The 18,712-nt window shown below is 73.7% G+C and carries 15 protein-coding genes and 1 tRNA gene; 9 read left to right on the plus strand and 7 right to left on the minus strand.

Features of this window, described 5'->3' with window-relative positions:
• Positions 1–115 precede the first annotated feature (115 nt).
• From tmk to QOL88_RS21775, 4 genes are all read left to right on the plus strand, one after another.
• Positions 116–3,394, plus strand: coding sequence for a dTMP kinase (gene tmk / locus QOL88_RS21760; protein WP_097218545.1), 3,279 nt, complete (start codon positions 116–118; stop codon positions 3,392–3,394).
• 171 nt (positions 3,395–3,565) lie between these two features.
• Positions 3,566–4,771 carry a DNA polymerase III subunit delta' gene (locus QOL88_RS21765; protein WP_097218547.1) on the plus strand — a complete coding sequence of 402 codons (1,206 nt, stop codon included), beginning with the start codon at positions 3,566–3,568 and terminating at the stop codon, positions 4,769–4,771.
• Positions 4,772–4,932: 161 nt separating this feature from the next.
• Positions 4,933–6,555 carry an alpha/beta hydrolase gene (locus QOL88_RS21770; RefSeq protein ID WP_097218550.1) on the plus strand — a complete coding sequence of 541 codons (1,623 nt, stop codon included), beginning with the start codon at positions 4,933–4,935 and terminating at the stop codon, positions 6,553–6,555.
• Between the two features lie 107 nt (positions 6,556–6,662).
• Positions 6,663–6,739 (plus strand) — tRNA-Thr (locus tag QOL88_RS21775).
• A 55-nt stretch (positions 6,740–6,794) separates the two neighbouring features.
• On the opposite strand, the gene QOL88_RS21780 is transcribed toward QOL88_RS21775, so the two are convergent.
• Positions 6,795–7,676, minus strand: a complete 882-nt coding sequence (locus QOL88_RS21780; protein WP_283445901.1) for an AraC family transcriptional regulator — start codon at positions 7,674–7,676, stop codon at positions 6,795–6,797.
• A gap of 206 nt (positions 7,677–7,882) precedes the next feature.
• Here QOL88_RS21780 and QOL88_RS21785 point away from each other — a divergent pair, with 206 nt between their 5' ends.
• Both QOL88_RS21785 and QOL88_RS21790 read left to right on the plus strand, forming a co-directional pair.
• The gene (locus tag QOL88_RS21785) at positions 7,883–8,776 is read left to right on the plus strand and encodes a glycosyltransferase family 2 protein (RefSeq protein ID WP_097218553.1); all 894 of its coding nucleotides are present in this window, start codon (positions 7,883–7,885) and stop codon (positions 8,774–8,776) included.
• Between the two features lie 425 nt (positions 8,777–9,201).
• Entirely contained in the window at positions 9,202–12,255 is a 3,054-nt protein-coding gene (locus tag QOL88_RS21790; RefSeq protein ID WP_097218556.1) for an AfsR/SARP family transcriptional regulator, read from the plus strand.
• Here the strand turns inward: QOL88_RS21790 and QOL88_RS21795 are convergent, their stop codons facing one another.
• Complete coding sequence (locus tag QOL88_RS21795; RefSeq protein WP_097218558.1) at positions 12,256–14,043, minus strand: bifunctional 3'-5' exonuclease/DNA polymerase; 1,788 nt, start codon at positions 14,041–14,043, stop codon at positions 12,256–12,258.
• Between the two features lie 54 nt (positions 14,044–14,097).
• Positions 14,098–14,838 (minus strand): Clp protease N-terminal domain-containing protein, encoded by a 741-nt coding sequence (locus QOL88_RS21800; protein ID WP_097218560.1) that lies wholly within the window; start codon positions 14,836–14,838, stop codon positions 14,098–14,100.
• A 97-nt stretch (positions 14,839–14,935) separates the two neighbouring features.
• Between QOL88_RS21800 and QOL88_RS21805 the strand changes: the two genes are divergently transcribed.
• Positions 14,936–16,039 (plus strand): DUF2786 domain-containing protein, encoded by a 1,104-nt coding sequence (locus QOL88_RS21805; RefSeq protein ID WP_097218563.1) that lies wholly within the window; start codon positions 14,936–14,938, stop codon positions 16,037–16,039.
• A gap of 24 nt (positions 16,040–16,063) precedes the next feature.
• Here QOL88_RS21805 and QOL88_RS21810 read toward each other — a convergent pair whose 3' ends face one another.
• From QOL88_RS21810 to rpmB, 4 genes are all read right to left on the minus strand, one after another.
• On the minus strand, positions 16,064–16,591 hold the full coding sequence (locus QOL88_RS21810; RefSeq protein WP_097218566.1) for a DUF4232 domain-containing protein: 528 nt from the start codon (positions 16,589–16,591) through the stop codon (positions 16,064–16,066).
• 434 nt (positions 16,592–17,025) lie between these two features.
• A complete protein-coding gene (locus QOL88_RS21815; protein WP_502961616.1) occupies positions 17,026–17,541 on the minus strand; it encodes a hypothetical protein in 516 nt (171 codons plus the stop codon).
• A 136-nt stretch (positions 17,542–17,677) separates the two neighbouring features.
• The gene (gene rpsN / locus QOL88_RS21820; protein ID WP_097218572.1) at positions 17,678–17,983 is read right to left on the minus strand and encodes a 30S ribosomal protein S14; all 306 of its coding nucleotides are present in this window, start codon (positions 17,981–17,983) and stop codon (positions 17,678–17,680) included.
• The gene (gene rpmB, locus QOL88_RS21825; RefSeq protein ID WP_097218575.1) at positions 17,983–18,219 is read right to left on the minus strand and encodes a 50S ribosomal protein L28; all 237 of its coding nucleotides are present in this window, start codon (positions 18,217–18,219) and stop codon (positions 17,983–17,985) included. Before rpmB ends, rpsN begins: the two co-directional genes overlap by 1 nt.
• A gap of 64 nt (positions 18,220–18,283) precedes the next feature.
• On the opposite strand from rpmB, the gene rpmG reads away from it, so the two are divergent.
• Complete coding sequence (gene rpmG, locus QOL88_RS21830) at positions 18,284–18,448, plus strand: 50S ribosomal protein L33 (RefSeq protein WP_097218577.1); 165 nt, start codon at positions 18,284–18,286, stop codon at positions 18,446–18,448.
• Between the two features lie 2 nt (positions 18,449–18,450).
• Entirely contained in the window at positions 18,451–18,708 is a 258-nt protein-coding gene (locus tag QOL88_RS21835; protein ID WP_097218579.1) for a type B 50S ribosomal protein L31, read from the plus strand.
• Positions 18,709–18,712: the final 4 nt, after the last annotated feature.

Here is an 18,712-nt window from a genome sequence, read left to right on the forward strand (position 1 = left end):
CGGATCTTCGCCCAGGGTTCGGAAAGCGAACGCCCCGGCAACACTTCGGTGTCGGGGCGTGCGCATGCCAGACCGCGCCCCCCAGGGTGTCGGTGGCTCCCGATAGGCTGAACGCATGACGCGAGCCGACCACCCAACGGCCCCTCAGCCCGCCCCCGACGACGTCCTGGTCGCGGACTCCCGCGAGCGTGCCGTCCGCGCCCTGCTGCGACGACCGCAGCTGAAGCGGTTGTGGAGCGCACAGCTCGTGGGCGGCGTGGGGGACACCCTCGCCCTTCTCGTGCTGGTTCTCCTGGCACTTCAGGCGGCCATCGCCGAGGGCTCTTTCGGAGGCGGCTACCGGGGCGTGGCGTTCGCAGTGGCGACCGTTTTCGGGGTGCGCATCCTCGCGACGCTCCTGTTCGGCGCCGTTCTGCTCGGCCCGCTCACCGCGCTCACCTCGCAGGACGGCCCGCTCGACCGGCGCTGGACCATGGTGGGCGCCGACGGTCTGCGCGCCGCGCTGCTCATCGTCGCGCCCCTGTGGATCGACTGGACGCCGGAGAACGCACTGGCCGTCCTCCTCGTCACGGCCTTCGTCGCCGGGGTCGCCGAGCGGTTCTGGACGGTGTGCCGTGAGAGCGCCGCGCCCGCGCTGCTCCCCGCCCCGCCGCCGGAGGGGGCGACGGTCCGGCCGCTGCCCGACCACATGGACGCACTGCGCCGGCTGTCCCTGCGCACCGGCTTCGTGGCGATCCCCCTCGCCGCCGTCGCGCTGGTCGTCGCGTCCCTGTTCAACAACCTGCTGGGCGCCGGCATCGACTGGTTCGGCCAGCACCAGGCGGCCCTCGCCTCCTACGTGGCCGCCGGGCTGTTCGCCGCGTCCCTGTCCGTGCTGACCTTCCTGGAGCTGCCCGGTACGCGCACGCCGCGCGCGCGGTCGCCGCTCGAGGGACTGCGCCGCCCGAAGACCGGCACCGGCTCCGACAAGGGCCGCACCGGCGCGATGCCGCTGCTGGTCCTGTCCTGCGCGGCCGTCGCCGCGGCGGTGGCGGCCGCCGTCGCCGTGGCCGTGCTGCACGCCAAGGACCTGGGCGGCGGCCCGGTGCTCTACGGCCTGTTCGTGGCCGCGCTGACCGGCGGTGTCGTCGTCGGCATCCGTACGGCGCCCGCCCTGGTGCCCGCCCTGTCGCGCCGCCGGCTGCTCGCGCTGACCATCGCCTTCACCGGTGTCGCCCTGCTGGCCGCCGGGCTGATCCCGGACGTCACCACCGTGCTGCTGATCCTCGCGCTGGCCGGCGTCGGCGCGGGCCTGTCCGCCAACATCGGGCACACCCTCCTCGACCAGGAGGCCGAGGAGTACCGGCGCCCCCGTACGACGGAGCATCTGCACGCGGTCGTCCGGGTCTGCGTGGCGCTCGGCGCGCTCATCGCCCCGCTGGTGGCGGCGGCGATCGGGCCGCACCGGCTGGAGAGCGGGAAGTTCGTCTTCGCGCACGGCGGCGCGGCCTTCACGCTGATGCTGGCCGGTGCCCTGCTGCTGCCGGTCGCCGCGCTGGTGCTGGCCAAGGTCGACGACCGCTCCGGTGTGCCGCTGCGGCAGGACCTGAAGGACGCGCTGCTCGGCGGCGACGACCCCGAGCAGGGGGCCGCGGCCACCGGCTTCTTCATCGCCCTGGAGGGTGGCGACGGCGCCGGCAAGTCGACGCAGGCCGAGGCGCTCGCCGAGTGGATCCGCGCCAAGGGCCACGAGGTCGTGCTGACGCGCGAGCCCGGTGCGACGCCGGTGGGCAAGCGGCTGCGGTCGATCCTGCTGGACGTGTCGAGCGCGGGCCTGTCGCACCGCGCGGAGGCGCTGCTGTACGCGGCCGACCGCGCCGAGCACATCGACACCGTCGTACGACCCGCCCTGGAGCGTGGCGCGGTCGTCATCTCCGACCGGTACATCGACTCCTCCGTCGCCTACCAGGGCGCCGGCCGCGACCTGTCGCCGACCGAGATCGCCCGGATCAACCGCTGGGCGACGAACGGACTCGTGCCGCATCTGACCGTGCTGCTGGACGTCGCGCCGGAGACCGCGCGCGAGCGGTTCACCGAGGCGCCGGACCGGCTGGAGTCGGAGCCCGCCGAGTTCCACGCGCGCGTGCGGGCCGGTTTCCTCACCCTGGCCGCCGCCGACGCCGGGCGGTACCTGGTGGTCGACGCCGGCCAGGAGCCCGAGGCCGTCACGACGGTCATCCGGCACCGGCTCGACCAGGTGCTGCCGCTGTCCGAGGCCGAGATCAAGGCCCAGGAGGAGGCGCGGAAGAAGGCTGAGGAGGAGGCCCGCCGCAAGGCCGAGGAGGAGGCCGCCCGCAAGGCCGAGGAGGAGCGCCTGGAGCGTGAGCGCCAGGAGCAGCTCGCCAAGCTGCGCGCCGAGGAGGAGGAGCGCAAGCGCCGCGAGCTGGAGGAGGCGCAGCGCCGCGAGGCCGAACGGCAGGCGGAGGAGGCCCGGCGCCGGGCCGAGGAAGCGCAGCGGAAGGCCGAGGAGGAGCGGGCCCGGCTCCTCGCGGAGGAGAAGGCCCGCGCCGAGGAGGAGGCCCGCCGCAGGGCGGACGAGGAGCGGCGCCGCAAGCAGGCCGAGGAGGAGGCGCGACTGCGTGCCGAGGCCGAGGCGCTCCGCCTGGAGAAGCAGCGCAAGGCCGAGGCGGCACTGCTGCGGGCCGAGGAGGCCCGGCGGCTCGCCGAGGCGGCAGCGGCTGCGGCCGAGGCCGGTCCGAAGATCACCGCTCCGAGGAGCACCGCTCCGAAGGGCACCGCGGGTTCCGTGACCGGTCAGGACGCGGCGACCGTGCCCACGCCGGTGGTGGCACCGGGGGGTGCGGGGGACGACACGACCGTGCTGCGCCCGGTGCGGGACGACGAGCAGGGTCCGGGCTGGGCCTCCGCCGGGTCGGAGGCCGAGGTGACGGCCGAGCTGCCGAAGCCGCCGGTTCCGCCTCGCTTCGGGGACGACACCGAGGTGCTGCCTCCAGTGCCCGACCGGGACGCCTCCGGTGCGGCCGACGAGACGGCGGTACTGCCTCCGGTCCGGCCGGATGCCGAGGAGACCGCGGTGCTGCCCCCGGTCCGGCCGGCGGACGCCGAGGAGACGGCTGTCCTCCCGCCGGTGCGCGGGGACGAACCGGCGGACCGGGTTCCGCCCGGGTACTTCCGGAAGGACGACCCGGCCCCCCGGCCCGACGGCACCGAGGACCGTACGCGGGAGATGCCCCAGGTCGACGCCGACGGGGCGCCGCGCCGCCGCCGGTCCGACTGGGCCGAGGAGACGCCGCTGGACGACCTGCCCTCGCTGGCGGACGAGCTGCTCGGGCCGCACGACGAGGAGCCGGACGAGGGACGTGGCCGCCGCGGCAGGGGTGGCCGGGGGCGCTGACGCCTCCGGCGGACCGTCCGCGGGAGCCCGGACTCGGGGCTCCTGCGGACCGCACGGTCGGGCGGGCCGGCAGACGCTGACCGCGAGGTGGGGTCGGCGGCAGGCGTTGTCAGTGGTCGCCCCCACAATGGATCTCGCAACGCGGAACGTGACGGAAGGGCGGCGTGACCCATGACCGTGTGGGACGACCTCGTCGGGCAGGAGCGGGTGAGCGAGCAGCTGGCCGCTGCCGCCCGGGACGCCGACGCCCTGGTCACCGCTGCCGTCACCGGCACCCCGCCGCCCGAGGCGTCGAAGATGACGCACGCGTGGCTGTTCACGGGCCCGCCCGGAGCCGGGCGCAACCAGGCGGCCCGCGCGTTCGCTGCGGCGCTGCAGTGCGTCAGCCCCGATCGCGCCCTCGGCGGATCCCCGGGCTGCGGCTTCTGCGACGGCTGCCACACGGCACTGATCGGCACGCACGCCGACGTCACCTCCGTCGCCGCCGTCGGCAGTCAGATCCTCGCCGAGGACATGCGCGACACCGTCCGCAAGTCGTTCACCTCGCCGGCGACCGGCCGCTGGCAGATCATCCTCGTCGAGGACGCCGAGCGGCTGAACGAGAAGTCGGCCAACGCCGTCCTCAAGGCCGTGGAGGAGCCCGCCCCGCGCACGGTCTGGCTGCTGTGCGCCCCCTCCATCGAGGACGTCCTGCCGACCATCCGCTCCCGCTGCCGCCACCTGAACCTGAGCACCCCGAGGGTCGACGCCATCGCCGACATGCTCGTCCGCCGCGAGGGCATCGAGCCGGGCGTCGCCGCCGCGGCGGCCCGCGCGACCCAGGGCCACGTCGAGAGGGCACGCCGCCTGGCCACCGACCCGGCCGCGCGGGAACGCCGTGCCGCCGTGCTCAGGCTGCCGCTGCGCGTCGAGGACATCGGCGGCGCGCTCAAGGCGGCCCAGGAGCTGGTCGACGCGGCCGCCGAGGACGCCAAGCAGCTCGCGGAGGAGACGGACTCCAAGGAGACCGAGGAGCTGAAGGCCGCTCTCGGCGCCGCCCAGGGCGGCCGCATGCCCCGGGGTACCGCGGGCGTGATGAAGGACCTGGAGGACAAGCAGAAGCGCCGCAGAACGCGCACGCAGCGTGACAGCCTCGATCTCGCCCTGACCGACCTCACTGCCTTCTACCGCGACGTCCTCGCCCTCCAGCTCGGCTCGCGCGTGGCCATCGCCAACGCGGACGCCGAGGACGCCCTGGAGCGCCTCGCCCGCGGCAGCTCCCCGGAGTCCACGCTCCGCCGCATCGAGGCGATCGCCGCCTGCCGCGACGCCCTCGACCGCAACGTGGCGCCGCTGCTGGCGGTGGAGGCGATGACGATGGCGCTCAGAGCGGGCTGAAGCACGGACGGCTGGTCCGGCCGCGCACATGGAGAGGGCCCGGCCCTGACGGCGCCGCACCTGTTCGCCGGCGGGGCGGCTCCGGGTTGACGCCGTAACTCGTACGAGGCACAACGCGCACGCACAGCACCCATCTCGTCGCCCAGAGTTACGCTCGCTGGATGGACACACGGCGCACCCCCCGTTCCGCCTCCGGCTCCGGTGGTCTCCACCGCAGGACACGAAACCGGGCCAAAACCGCCGCCGGTCTGCTCGCCACGGCCGCGCTGCTCATCTCCGCCTGCTCCTCCGGGAGCGCGACGACGTCAGCCGCCTCAGCGGCGGCGGAGGCGGCGCTGGTCGAGCTGCCGCAGGCCACGCCCGCGGCGCTGACGTCGTACTACGGTCAGAAGCCGGCCTGGCGCGGTTGCGGTGTCCCCGGCTTCGAGTGCGCCACCCTCAAGGCACCGCTCGACTACGCCAAGCCGTCGTCCGGTGACGTCCGGCTCGCCCTCACCCGCAAGAAGGCCACCGGTCCCGGCAAGCGACTGGGCTCGCTGCTCGTGAACCCGGGCGGGCCGGGCGGCTCGGCGATCGGCTATGTGCAGGCGTACGCGGGCATCGGCTACCCGGCCGAGGTGCGGGCCCGCTACGACATGGTGGCGGTCGATCCGCGCGGCGTGGCCCGCAGCGAGCCCGTCAAGTGTCTGGACGGGCCGGACATGGACACGTACACGCAGACGGACGCCACCCCCGACGACGGCAACGAGACGGACGGGCTGGTGGCGGCGTACCGGCAGTTCGCGGAGGGCTGCGGCGCGGACGCGCCCCGGCTGCTGCGCCATGTGTCCACCGTGGAGGCGGCCCGGGACATGGACATCGTGCGGGCGGTACTCGGCGACGAGAAACTGAACTACGTCGGGGCCTCCTACGGCACGTTCCTCGGGGCGACGTACGCCGGGCTCTTCCCGGACCGGGCGGGGCGGCTTGTGCTGGACGGCGCGATGGACCCGTCGCTGCCGGCCCGCCGGCTGAACCTCGAACAGACGGCGGGCTTCGAGACGGCGTTCCGGTCGTTCGCGAAGGACTGCGCACGGCAGACCGACTGCCCACTCGGCGGCAAGGGCACCTCGCCCGAGCGGGTCGGGGAGAACCTCAAGGCGTTCTTCGCGAAGCTGGACACGCGGCCCGTCCCCACCGGCGACGCCGACGGCCGCAGGCTCACCGAGTCGCTCGCCACGACCGGCGTGATCGCGGCCATGTACGACGAGGGCTCCTGGGAGCAGCTGCGCGAGGCGCTGACGTCCGCGATGAAGGAGAACGACGGCTCCGGACTCCTCGTCCTGTCCGACGGCTACTACGAGCGGGATGCCGACGGCGCGTACAGCAACCTGATGTTCGCCAACGCGGCGGTGAACTGCCTGGACCTGCCGGCCCCCTTCGACACCCCCGACGAGGTGAGCAGGGCCCTGCCCGAGTTCGAGAAGGCGTCGCCGGTCTTCGGCAGGGGCCTCGCCTGGGCCGCCCTGAACTGCGCCTACTGGCCGGTGCAGGCCACGGGCGAGCCGCATCGCATCGAGGCGAAGGGCGCCGCGCCCATCGTCGTGGTCGGCACGACCCGCGACCCCGCGACGCCGTACCGCTGGGCGAAGGCCCTGGCCGGCCAGCTCTCCTCGGCGCGCCTGCTGACCTACGAGGGCGACGGCCACACGGCCTACGGCCGCGGCAGCTCCTGCATCGACCGGACGATCAACGCCTACCTGCTCCGCGGCACCCCGCCCACGGACGGAAAGCGCTGCTCATAGCCCTGCTCCCGACCCCGGAAGGCCTGCCTCCGGGGCTGGTGCGGAGCACCCTTCGAAACTGTGTAGACTTACCGTCGTTGCTGATCGCACCATAGTGTGGACAGCGCGCCGCCTTAGCTCAGATGGCCAGAGCAACGCACTCGTAATGCGTAGGTCTCGGGTTCGAATCCCGAAGGCGGCTCCACCAGAACCCCAGGTCGGACGGACTCCGGCCTGGGGTTCTTGCGTGTGTCCGGGTGTCAGTGGGTCGATTCGCGTTCCACCGGCAGCCACAGCTCGGCGTCCGCCTCCGTGCCGTCGGGGGACAGCTGGGTGCGGAGGATCTCCGGGCCGGGGCGGGTGCGGTAGGGGTTGGACGGGAACCACTCGGTGAACACGTCGCGCCACAGCTCCTGGATGGCCTGGGGGGCCGGTCCCGAGGTGGTGAAGACCGCCCAGGTGCCCGGGGGGACAGGGAGGGCGGTGGTGCCCTCGGGGACGCCCGCCGGGGTCGGGGAGGAGGTGATCACGGCCTGGTAGTAGTCGAGTTCCGTGCCCTCCGCGCGGCTCGGGTCCAGGTCGTCGCAGACCGCGACGACGCCCCCCGGCTCCTGGTCGGACAGTTTCTCCAGGGCCTCCACGGCAGTCTTGTCCAGGCCCCGGACGAAGTCGATGATCGCCTGGTTCGGACCGGAGTGGATCAGGGGGATCCGGGTCTTGAAGCCCGTGACGGTGAAGGCCGGGCGGTCCACGACGCGGTAGTGCATGCTGCTGTTCCCTTCGACGGTGAGGCGGAAGGCCAACCGGGGCTGGGAGACGAGCGCGGCGCCGGTGCGCCGGGCCTCGCCCGGGCCCACGCCGTGCATCGCGCGGAACGCCCGTGCGAACGCCTCGCCCGAGCCGTAGCCGTAGCGGACCGCGATCTCCAGCAGCGTCGCGTCCCCCGACAGCACCTCCGCGCCCGCGACCGTCAGCCGCCGGCGCCGGATGTACTCCGACAGTGGCATCCCTGACAGGGCCGAGAACATACGGCGCAGGTGGTACTCCGAGGTGCATGCGGTACGCGCCAGGTCCGCCACGTCCACGGTGTGGGCGAGGTTCCGTTCGATCCGGTCCATCGCCTGATTGAGCCGGTCCAGCACGTCCGGTCTCCTTCCTTTCGTGCCTTCACGCTAGGCAGCGTGTGCCCTGCCGCACCCAACATCCTGTGCCCGCTCCGGTCGGGTGGCGCCTGCGCTGAACGGCGTAGGGGAACCGCCGTCCGGCAGGCGTACTCAAGGCGTCCCTACCGTGAACGGCTAGCATCGCCCGTCAATCAGTCAGCTGCCGACCGGTACGAGGTGAGGACATGGGGGCGCCCAGGATCGCCGTCGCCGTGGTGACGATGGGCAACCGGCCCGACGAGGTCGACGCCCTGCTGGAGTCCGTGGCCAAACAGGACGTGCCGCCCGAGCGGATCGTCATCGTCGGCAACGGCTGCCCGCTGCCCGACTTCGCCCGGAGGCTGTCGCTGCCCGGCGAGGTCACCGCCGTCGAGCTCGACGAGAACCTCGGCTGCCCCGGCGGGCGCAACGCGGCCCTGGCACGGCTGCGGGAGTTCGGTGACATCGACGTCGTGGTGGACCTGGACGACGACGGTCTGCTCGTCGACCCCGATGTGCTGCGCCGTGTGCGGGACCTGTACGCCGCCGACGAGCGGCTCGGCATCGTCGGCTTCCGCATCGCCGACGAGCTCGGTGAGACGCAGCAACGGCATGTGCCCCGGATCGGCGACTCGGACCCCCTCCGCGGCGGTTACGTCACCGGCTTCCTCGGGGGCGGGCACGCGCTGCGGATGGCGATGCTCGACGAAGTCGGCGACTGGCCCGCCGAGTTCTTCTTCGCCCACGAGGAGACCGACCTCGCATGGCGCGCCGTGGATGCCGGGTGGCGGATCCTGTACGCGCCGGAGCTGCTGCTCCGGCACCCGAAGACCTCGCCCGCCCGGCACGCCATCTACTTCCGGGTGAACGCCCGCAACCGGGTCTGGCTGGCCCGCCGCCGGCTGCCGCTCGCGCTCGTCCCCGTCCACCTGGGCGTGTGGGTGCTGCTCACCCTCGCCCGGAACCGGTCGGGCGCCGGACTGCGGGCGTGGTTCGGCGGATTCGTGGAAGGCGTACGGGAGCCGGCGGGGGAGCGGCGGCCGATGCGGTGGCGGACGGTGTGGCGGCTCACCCGGCTGGGACGGCCGCCCGTCATCTGACGCTGTGCAGGTGGCGGAGTGAGCGATTGAGAGGGCTCCGACTCCGCTGGGGGCGAGCGATTGAGAGGCCCCCCTGGGGCGATCGAGCGGGACCGCCGGAGAGATTGAGTAGGCCCCGGCCGATCACCTCTGCCGACCGGGACCCGGATCCGGCCGCGGCGGCGACACTCCCCCGAGTTGCGCGTCCAGACGCGCGCACCGCCGGGCCAGATCCGATGTAGTGATCACATCAGGCTTTGCCAACCGATCGCTAACATATGGCCAACGGTTCGCCGTTGCGTCGTTTTCCGATTGGCCGGAAGTCACTGAACCAACGTCGAGGACGGCCAGGGCAGCGGCAGGTCCCGGTGGAACCGGTGGAGTCGAGGTGGCGGAAATCCGCTGCCCCGGGGTGGACATTCGGCACGACGGGGGGCACGGGGGCTATGCGGTTCGGGTTGCTGGGGCCGCCGGTGCTGTTCCACGGCGTGCAGGAGGGCGGCCGCTCCTCCGGTCGGTACGAAGCCCGGGCCATCGCGAGCCCCAAGTCCCGTGTGCTGCTCGCCGCGTTGCTGCTCGACGCCGGACGTGTCGTCTCCGTCGAGTCGCTCAAGGACGCGCTGTGGGGCGGGGAACCGCCCGTGTCCGCCCAGGCCTCGCTGCACAATCACATCACCCGGTTGCGGCGGCTGCTCGACGATCCCGGACGGCTGCGCACCGTGCCGTCCGGGTATGTACTGCGGATAGACGAGGGCGAGTTGGACGTCCATGCCTTCGACGCCCACGTCACCGAGGCGCGTGCCGCACACGCCGACCGGGACTGGCGGAGGGTCGTGCGCGAGTGCGCCGGCGCGCTCGCCCTGTGGCGGGGCGCGCCGCTCGCCGGGCTGCCGCCGGAGGTGGGCGGGTACGCCTTCGCGCAGCGGCTGCGCGAGGCCCGGCTGCTGCTTCTGGAGTGGCGCTACGACGCCGAGTTGGCGCTGGGAGGCCCGCGACTGCACGAGCTGGTGCCGGAGCTGGCGGCGCTGACCGGCGAGTATCCGCTGCGGGAGGTGTACCACCGGCAGCTGATGCTCGCCCTGCACCGCACCGGCCGCCAGGCGGAGGCCCTGGCCGTCCACCGCGAACTGCGCATCCGTCTCGTCGGCCGGCTCGGCATCGAGCCCGGGCCCGGGGTCCGGGAGGCACACGTGGAGGTGCTCCGGGGAGCCGCGGGCGAAAGGGACTCCAGGGGGTCGAAGGAGTCCCAGGGGGTGAGGGACTCGAAGGGTTCGAGGGACTCAAAGGGTTCGAGGGACTCAAGCGGCTCGGGCGGGCCGGGCGGGCCGGGTGAGCCGGGCGGGCCGAATCCCTCGCCCGCCCAACTGCCCCCGCCCCCGGCCCATTTCATCGGCCGCACCGCCGTACGCGACGCCCTGTACCGCACGCTCACCGCACCCGATCCGTACCCCACCGCCGTCATCAGCGGGATGGCCGGTATCGGCAAGAGCGCCCTCGCGCTGCACGTCGCCCATCAGCTGGCGGAACGTTTCCCCGATGGTCAGCTCCACCTCCACCTGCACGGCGCCACCCCGGGCATGACCCCCCTCACCCCTGGTCAGGCCCTCACCACCCTGCTCCGCGACCTCGGCACCGAGCCCTGCCGGATCCCCGAAGAGCCGGAGGCCGCAGCCGCGTTGCTGCGTTCGCTGCTCGCGCCGACCCGCACGCTCCTGGTGCTGGACGACGCCGCGAGCGCCGCGCAGGTACGGCCGCTGCTGCCGGGTGGTGCCGGCTGCGGGGTGATCGTCACCAGCCGCTCGCCGCTGACCGCCCTCGACGGCGCGGCCCGGTTCCCGCTCGCCCCGCTGTCGGACGACGAGAGTGCCCAACTCCTGCGCAGGGCCTCGGGCCGCGACGGCCTGGACGGCACGGACGCCGCCCGGCTCCTCGTCGAACTCACCGGCCGGCTCCCGCTGGCCCTGCGGGTCGTCGCCGCGCGGCTCGCCGCGCGCCGGGCCCTGACCCCCGACGCCCTCGCCGGACAACTGGCCGCCGCCGACGTCCGGTTGCACCACCTGGAGTACGACGACCTGAGCGTCCGCCGCTCCCTGGCCGTCGCGCACGACGCGCTCGCCGCCTCCGAGCGCGAGGTCGACCGGGACGCGGCCCACACCCTGCGCCGTATCGGCGCGCTCGACCTGCCCACGTACGGCGCCCCCCTGCTCGCCCGCCTCGCGGGCACGGGCGCACACCGCACCGAGGCCGCCCTGGACCGCCTCCTAGACGTGGCCCTGCTGGAGGAGACGACCTACGGCCGCTACGCACCGCACGCCCTGGTCCGCGACTTCGCCCGTGAACGGTCCGGGGAGCAGGACACCGCCGGTATCGCCGAGACCGCGCTGCACTGGTACGCCGCCGTCGCCGAGCGGGTCCTCGCCGCGATCGTGGAACCCGGCCCCGACCGGGACGACCGCTGCCGACCCACCCCGAGCCGGCCGGGCGGCCATGCGGCCCACGTCGACCCCGTCGCCCCCTTCGCCGGTGCCGAAGAAGCCTTCGCCTGGGGGGACAGGGAGCTGGAGAACGTCGTCGCCCTGGCCACGCGGTACGCGGACGACCCCTCGGAGCAGCGCGCGGGCCTGGTCTCCACGCTCACCCGGCTGATCTTCCCGTACGCCCATCGCCGCGGCCGCGTCGCCGAGATGGAGGTGCTCGGGCAGGCCGGCCTCCGGGTGGCCCGGCGGCTCGGTGACGCGGCGGCGGAGGCCTGCACGCTGGTCGACCTCGCCGGGCTGCGCTTCCTGACCGGGCGGCTGCTCGACGCCCTCGCCCTCAACGACAGCGCGCTCGCCATCTGGCGGCGGCTGGACCACCCCTCCTGGATCCGCCGCTGCCTCAACAACCGCGGACTGCTGCTGGCCGGACTCGGCCGGCGCACCGAGGCGGGCGAAGCACTGGAGCGGAGCCTGGAGTACGCACGGCGGCTGGAGGACCCGTACGGCGAAGCCGTCACCCACAGCCACCTCGGCAACCTCGTCGAGCACACCGACCCGCGGGCCGCCATCGAGCGGCACCGGCGTTCGCTCGCCCTCGGGGACGAGATCGGCGCCGTGATCGTGCGGCACTCCGCGCACCGCAACATCGGGTACGCGCATCTGCGGCTCGGCCAACCGGCCGCCGCGCTGCCGCACTTCGAGGAGAGCCTGCGCATCCTCGGCGGGCACGGCGACTGGCATGGCGAGTCCCAGACCCGGCTCGGCCTGGTCCGGGCCCTGCGTCTGCTGGGGCGCGACGGGCGGGCCGCCCGCGAGTGCGCCGAGCTGCTCGGCCGGGCCGACGCCCGCGCCGACGGCTACACCGGCGCTCTCGCCCGCCACCAGCACGGGCTGCTGCTGCGCGAGCGGGGGCACATCGGCGAGGCGCGCGAGGCGTGGGGCTCCGCGCTGGCGGCGTTGGAGGGCACGGACGAGCAGGCGGTGGTCAGGGAGCTGCGTGAGCTCCTGGCGCGTTCCGTCTGATCACTTGGCGTCCGCGTAGCACTCCACCACCGCCGTGGTGAACGGGAACCGCACCGGTGTGTCCCCGAAGGTCAGCCGCCCCGCCAGGTCCGCCGCCTCGCGGATCGCCGCCACGACCGCCTCCGTCTCCTCCTCGGGGCAGTGCACGATCACCTCGTCGTGCTGGAAGAAGACCAGCTCGGCCGCCAGCCCCGCGCAGCTCCTGCGCAGCGCGGCGAGCAGGAGCAACGCCCAGTCGGCGGCGCTGCCCTGGACGACGAAGTTGCGGGCGAAGCGGCCTCGGGCGCGGGCGTTGGTGGAGGCGTATCCGGGCACCCACTGCCCGCCGTCCGACTGGTCGTCCTCCCCGGAACCGGAGCCGGAGCCGGAGCCGGAGCCGGAGCCGGAGCCGGAGCCAGAACGGGAGCGATAGCCATAGCCGCCCCCGGAGCCGGAACCTTCGGCAGCCGTCGGGATGCCGGCCTCCTCGCTCGCGTCGTCCGTCCCCCGGGCCGCGGGCGGGCAGGTCCGGCCGAGCCAGGTCCGCACGAGCCGGCCCTCCTCGCCGGCCCGGGCCGCGTCGTCGACGTACGCCACCGCCCTGGGGAAACGGCGTCGAAGCGCGGCGAGGTTCTTCAGGCCGTCGCCGGAGGTCTGGCCGTAGACCGCGCCGAGCACGGCGAGTTTGGCCTGGGAGCGGTCGCCGGAGAAGGCGCGGTCGGAGACGGACTGGTACAGGTCGGTCTCCCGGCCGGCCACCTCCATCAGACCGGGGTCGCGGGAGATCGCCGCGAGGACGCGCGGCTCCATCTGGTCGGCGTCGGCGACGACGAGCCGCCAGCCGGGGTCGGCGACCACGGCCCGCCGGATCACCTTGGGGATCTGGAGCCCGCCTCCGCCGTTGGTGACCCAGCGCCCGGTCACCGTGCCGCCCGCGAGGAACTCGGGCCGGAAGCGGCCCTCGCGGACCCAGTCCTGGAGCCAGGACCAGCCATGGGCGACCCAGATGCGGTACAGCTTCTTGTACTCCAGCAGTGGTTTCACGGCCGGATGGTCGACTGTCTCGATCTCCCACTTCCGGGTCGATGAGACCTTGATCCCGGCCTGGGAGAAGGCCTTGACCACGTCGGCGGGCAGATCGGGGCGGACGCGTCTGCCGAACGCGGCGGACACCTCGTCGGCCAGCTCGGCCAGACGGCGCGGCTCGCCGCCGCCCGCGTACCGCTCGCCCAGCAGGTCCTGCAGCAACGCGCGGTGCACCTCGGCGCTCCAGGGCAGCCCGGTGCGGTTCAGCTCGGCGGCCACCAGCATGCCCGCCGACTCGGCGGCCGTCAGCAGCCGCATGCGGTCGGGGTGCTCGGCGCTCGCGTGCCGCCGCTGCTGCTCGGCGTAGACGGCGAGGAGGTCCGGCAGGGGCAGGTGGACGCCCTGGGGCTCGAACAGCGAGGACTGGGAGCCCGGTTCGGCGGAGCGCTGCGGTGGATCGGGCGGCACGGGGCCGCCGCGCAGCCGGGCCAGGGCGGCCGCGGCCGAGCGCGGTTCCCCGTACCGCCCCTCGTGGCCGAGGAGGAGGGTCTCGGCGGCCTCGATGTCGTAGCACCGCTCGGCTCGCACCCCCGTGGCGAGCAGGCGCGGGTAGACCTCGGCGGTGGACCGCCACACCCACCGCGTGACGCCGGGACGGCTCCGGACGGCCTCGGCGGGATCGGCCTCCCGCCGCACCGGGCCGGCGGGCAGCCCGTCCGGACCGAGGGGGGCGACGTCCACGCCACCGTCCTCGGCCGGAGCGAGTGCCCACCGGTCGGCCATGCTGCGAGTGTGCCAGGGGGGTCTGACAACGCCCCCTGCCGCGGCCGGGGAGGATCAGGACTCGTCCAGCACGTTCTCCTGTGCCTGCGCGATCTTCTCCAGCACCCGGGCGACGTACTGCTCGGTCCGCTCCTTGCCGATGCCGAGGCCGCTGAGGACGCCCTCGCCGTTCTCGTGCTCCAGCAGCGCGAGCAGGATGTGCTCGGTGCCGATGTAGTTGTGGCCGAGGCGCAGGGCCTCGCGGAAGGTGAGTTCCAGGACTTTCTTGGCGGCCGGGCCGTACGGCACGAGCTCCGGGGCGTCCTCGACGGCCGGCGGGAGCGCCGCCGTGGCTGCCGCGCGGACCGCGTCGAGGGAGACCCCCTGCTCGACGATCGCCTTCGCGGCGAGGCCCTCCGGTTCGGCCAGCAGGCCGAGGACGAGGTGTTCGGGCAGGCCCTCGGCGTTGTGTGCGGCCTTGGACGCGTTGTGCGCCGCCATCACCACGCTGCGGGCGCGCGGCGTGTACCGGTTGAAGCCCTGGCTCGGGTCGAGGTCGGCCGACTCCTTCGGCACGAACCGCTTCTGGGCGGCCTGCCGGGTGACGCCCATGGACTTGCCGATGTCGGTCCAGGACGCGCCGGAGCGCCGGGCCTGGTCGACGAAGTGGCCGATCAGGTGGTCGGCCACGTCGCCCAGGTGGTCCGCGGCGATCACCGCGTCCTGGAGCTGGTCCAGCGGCTCCTCGTGGACCTTCTTGATGGCCGCGATGAGGTCGTCGAGACGGATGGATGACGTGGTGTCGGGGTTCGTCATGTGTCAACCGTAGGTTGCGCTCCCGTGACTGTCAACCGCGAGTTGACACTCGTTCGCGGGTTCCGGGCCGGGCGTGCCGACATGGCACCATCGGCGCGTGAGTAGTACGTCCACCACCGTCGACCGCGCGTTCGAAGCGGCCCTCTACGAGACCGGCGAGACGGCCCTCGACACCGGCGCGTCCCTGCTGGCCTCCGACCCGGCGGCGGACGCCGAACTCGACCGGCGTGGGGAGGAGTTCGTCGCGGCGGCCTGGCGGCGCGGCTGGCAGCCCGCCGATGTCGTACGGATCGTGCGGCGCGAACTGGACGACGTCCACGTACTCCTCGTGGCCGCGCTGATCCGCGCGCAGGCACCCGGCGACGGACCCCGGGGTCACCGCTGGAACACGCAGCTCGCGGAACTCCCCGCCGACGCCCCGCCCCGAACCGACCGCTTCTCGTACGCCACCGCCGCGCTGGAGCTGTACCGCCTGCTGCTGCGGCTGCCCTCCCTGGAGGCCCTGGAGGAGGCGCCCGGGGAGGCACGGACCGAGTCCCGCATGCTCACCCGTATCCGCGCCCTGCTCGCCAAGGCCGAAGCCACCGGGTTCCCGGAGGAGGCGGAGGCGCTCAGCGCCAAGGCGCAGGAGCTGATGGCCCGGCACAGCGTCGACGAGGCGCTGCTCGCGGCGCGGGCACCCTCCGGGGACACACCCGGAGCATGCCGGATCGGGGTCGAGCCGCCGTACGAGCAGGCCAAGGCGGTGCTGCTGGACGCCGTCGCCGACGCCAACCACTGCCGGGCGGTGTGGAATGAACCCTTCAACTTCTCGACCGTCGTCGGCTTCGAAACCGACCTGGAGGCGGTCGAACTCCTCTACACCTCACTCCTGGTGCAGGCCACGACCGCGATGACGAAGGCGGAGGCCGCGCAGCGGGCGGGCGGGCGCAAGCGCACCAAGACGTTCCGGCAGTCGTTCCTCGCGGCCTACGCCCACCGCATCGGCACCCGCCTGGCGGCGGCTGCCGAGACCCAGGTGACCGACGACCTGCTCCCGGTCCTCGCCTCCCGCGAGGTCGCCGTCACCGGGCGGCTGGACCGGATGTTCCCGGAGACCACCACGACCCGGCTGCGCGGGGTGCGGGACGCGGCGGGCTGGACGGAGGGCGCGCGGGCGGCGGACCGGGCTCAGGTCCGGCACCGGCCGCCGCTGCGCTGACCCGCCGTCGTGCGGTCAGTGCCGTCAGTCGCCCGACGTCTCGAAGCCGCTCACCGAGGGCTTCTGGTCATCCCTCCAGTCGACCGCGCCGTACGACCAGGTCAGTTCGTGCGCCGTCCTGGTGTCGCCGGGCAGGGTGAAGGACGCCTTGTGCACGTCGAGGCTCTCCGCGGAACCCGCCTCGCCCCGTACGTAGGTGATCGTGAAGGACGTGGTGGCGCCCTTCCCGAGGGTCAGCGACTGGGCCTTCGCGCCCTCGTCCGGGGAGACGGAGGTCGTCTTGTCGTCGGCCAGCAGGTCCACGCCGGGGAAGCCCTTCAGCGTGCACTGCGCGCCCTTGTTGGCGAGCGTCACAGTGACGGTGCCGGTGTCGCCGGCGGCCGGGGCGGCGGCGGCGCCGACCTCCACGCCCATGTCACCGAGCGCGCAGGCCGAGTCGCTCGGCCGGTCCGCGTTCTTGACGTCGTCGCCACCGGACTTGTCGTCGCTGCAGCCGGTCAGCAGGACCGTCGCGGCGAGGGCGGCGGCCAGGGTGAGGGGGTAGGTGCGCATGAGGTCCTCTGGACGTGTCGAACGAAAGCGGCATCGGGCCCCTGGATCATCACGCACGCGACTGCCGCAGGGGCACGCACCCCCTACGATTCCCCCGAACGCCGGACGGGCGGGCCCTCGGGTTCGCGGTGGCTCCCGAACGCCGGACGGGCGGGCCGTTGGGTTCGCGGTGGCTCCCTGGACGCCCGGTGGCCCTCGGGTTCGCGGTGGCTCCCCGGACACCGGACGGGTCCTTGGGTTCGTAGGTGACCACCCGGACACCGGCCGGGCGGGTCACTGGGTTCGCGATCGCTCCCCGAATGCCGGGCGGGCCCTTGCGCTCGCGGTGACTCCCCGAACACCGGCCGGATCACCGGCCCCCGGTGAGCCCCCCAACGCCGGACGGGCCGCGCCGCCCTCACGCGATCCCCGGCCCGTCCGTACGCCGTCGGGTGTCAGCCGAGGCTCGCCGTCGGCAGTCCCGTCGGGAGCTTGCCGCCCTCGGTCTTCCGGTAGGTCTCCGCGCCGACGCCGCCCTCCCAGGTGACCTTGAGGCTGCTCCCGTTCACGGAGTCGACCATGCCGGTCGCCCGGTCCTTGGAGCCGTCCGTGCACTTCAGGCGGATCATGCGCATCCCGGACTCCTCGCCCGCGGTGCCGCTGCACACGCTCCCGCCGGTGCCGAACAGCGCGGCCTGCTTGCCGGTGATCACCAGGGCCACGGCCTTGCCGTCGGTCGTCGCGAGCCAGCTGCCCGCCAGCTCGCCGCCGGCCGAGTCCCCGGAACCGGACCCGGAGTCGTCGCCCGTACCGGCGGACGCCGAGGTGGACGGGGACGCGCTGGAGGCCGGGTCGTCGCCCGAACCGCCGTCGCTGCTGCACGCGCTCAGCACGAGCACGCCCGCCAGCCCGGCGGCCGCCGCCGCTGCGCGCACGGCGCCGGAGCGGCGCGAGAAGATCACCGAAGTCACTGCAAGCCCCCAAGCTGTAGCCGGCCGACCGGCCCGGACGGCACCGGCCGGCCTCCTGGCCGGAACGACCGCAGCAAGCTACCAGGGCCCGTCAAGGGCCCCCGGGGTCGCCTCGCACCAGGACGACGGCCGCCACTCACCAGGACGACTTGCGCACCCCCGGCAGATACCCCGCGTGCGCCTGCTCCCGCAGACTCACCCGGGACAGCCCGAAGGCCCGGAAGTAGCCGCGCGGCCGGCCGTCGACGCCGTCGCGGTTGCGCACGCGCGTGGCGCTCGCGTCGCGCGGCTGCCCGCGCAGCTCCGCCTGTGCGGCGAGCCGTTCGGCCTCCGTCGACGACGGGCGCCGGATGATCTCCTTCAGTTCGGCCCGCCGGGCGGCGTACCGCGCGACGACCTCCTGCCGCCTGTCGTTCTTCGCGATCTTGCTCTTCTTGGCCATCAGAGCCTCACTCCCCGGGCGCGGATCCGGGCGACGGCCGCCTCGATCCCGATCGTGTCGACGGTCTTGATCCCCTTGGTGCTGAGCCGGAGCCGTACGTGCCGGCCCTCGCTCGGCAGCCAGTAGCGCTTGGACTGGATGTTGGGGTCGAACCGGCGCGACGTGCGCCGGTGGGAGTGCGAGACGCGGTTGCCGAAGCCCGGCCGGGTCCCGGTCAGCATGCAGTGTGCGGACATGGGTGGTGACGTACCTCTCTGCTCAGGTAGTGGAAATGGATTTCATTTTCAGTATCATAGCGGCATGGCACGCAACGAACTCCGTCCGGTCATCAGGCTCCGGTCCACCGCCGGGACCGGTTTCACCTACGTGACCCGCAAGAACCGCCGCAACGACCCGGACCGCATGACCCTGCGCAAGTTCGATCCGGTCGCCGGCCGCCACGTCGACTTCCGAGAGGAGCGCTGACCATGCGCCAGGGAATACACCCGCAGTACGGCCCCGTCGTCTTCCGCGACCGTGCCGCGAACTACGCCTTCCTCACCCGCTCGACCCTGTCCGCCACGGTGAGCGAGAAGACCGTCGAGTGGGAGGACGGCAACACCTACCCGGTCGTCGACGTCGAGATCTCCGACGTGAGCCACCCCTTCTACACCGGCACGGCCCGCGTCCTGGACACCGCCGGCCGCGTGGAGCGCTTCGAGCGCCGGTACGGAAAGAAGGGCTGATCCC

Source organism: Streptomyces sp. Ag82_O1-12 (assembly GCF_900182715.1).
In the GTDB taxonomy this organism is placed as follows: Bacteria; Actinomycetota; Actinomycetes; order Streptomycetales; family Streptomycetaceae; genus Streptomyces; species Streptomyces massasporeus.

What these genes read in the sequence shown, in the direction of transcription:
- QOL88_RS21770 (WP_097218550.1), top strand. Translation starts at nt 4,933, where the DNA reads ATGGACACACGGCGCACCCCCCGTTCCGCCTCCGGCTCCGGTGGTCTC.
- rpmB (WP_097218575.1), bottom strand. Translation starts at nt 18,219, where the DNA reads ATGTCCGCACACTGCATGCTGACCGGGACCCGGCCGGGCTTCGGCAAC.
- QOL88_RS21810 (WP_097218566.1), bottom strand. Translation starts at nt 16,591, where the DNA reads ATGCGCACCTACCCCCTCACCCTGGCCGCCGCCCTCGCCGCGACGGTC.
- rpsN (WP_097218572.1), bottom strand. Translation starts at nt 17,983, where the DNA reads ATGGCCAAGAAGAGCAAGATCGCGAAGAACGACAGGCGGCAGGAGGTC.
- tmk (WP_097218545.1), top strand. Translation starts at nt 116, where the DNA reads ATGACGCGAGCCGACCACCCAACGGCCCCTCAGCCCGCCCCCGACGAC.
- QOL88_RS21795 (WP_097218558.1), bottom strand. Translation starts at nt 14,043, where the DNA reads ATGGCCGACCGGTGGGCACTCGCTCCGGCCGAGGACGGTGGCGTGGAC.
- QOL88_RS21800 (WP_097218560.1), bottom strand. Translation starts at nt 14,838, where the DNA reads ATGACGAACCCCGACACCACGTCATCCATCCGTCTCGACGACCTCATC.
- QOL88_RS21785 (WP_097218553.1), top strand. Translation starts at nt 7,883, where the DNA reads ATGGGGGCGCCCAGGATCGCCGTCGCCGTGGTGACGATGGGCAACCGG.
- rpmG (WP_097218577.1), top strand. Translation starts at nt 18,284, where the DNA reads ATGGCACGCAACGAACTCCGTCCGGTCATCAGGCTCCGGTCCACCGCC.
- QOL88_RS21790 (WP_097218556.1), top strand. Translation starts at nt 9,202, where the DNA reads ATGCGGTTCGGGTTGCTGGGGCCGCCGGTGCTGTTCCACGGCGTGCAG.
- QOL88_RS21835 (WP_097218579.1), top strand. Translation starts at nt 18,451, where the DNA reads ATGCGCCAGGGAATACACCCGCAGTACGGCCCCGTCGTCTTCCGCGAC.
- QOL88_RS21765 (WP_097218547.1), top strand. Translation starts at nt 3,566, where the DNA reads ATGACCGTGTGGGACGACCTCGTCGGGCAGGAGCGGGTGAGCGAGCAG.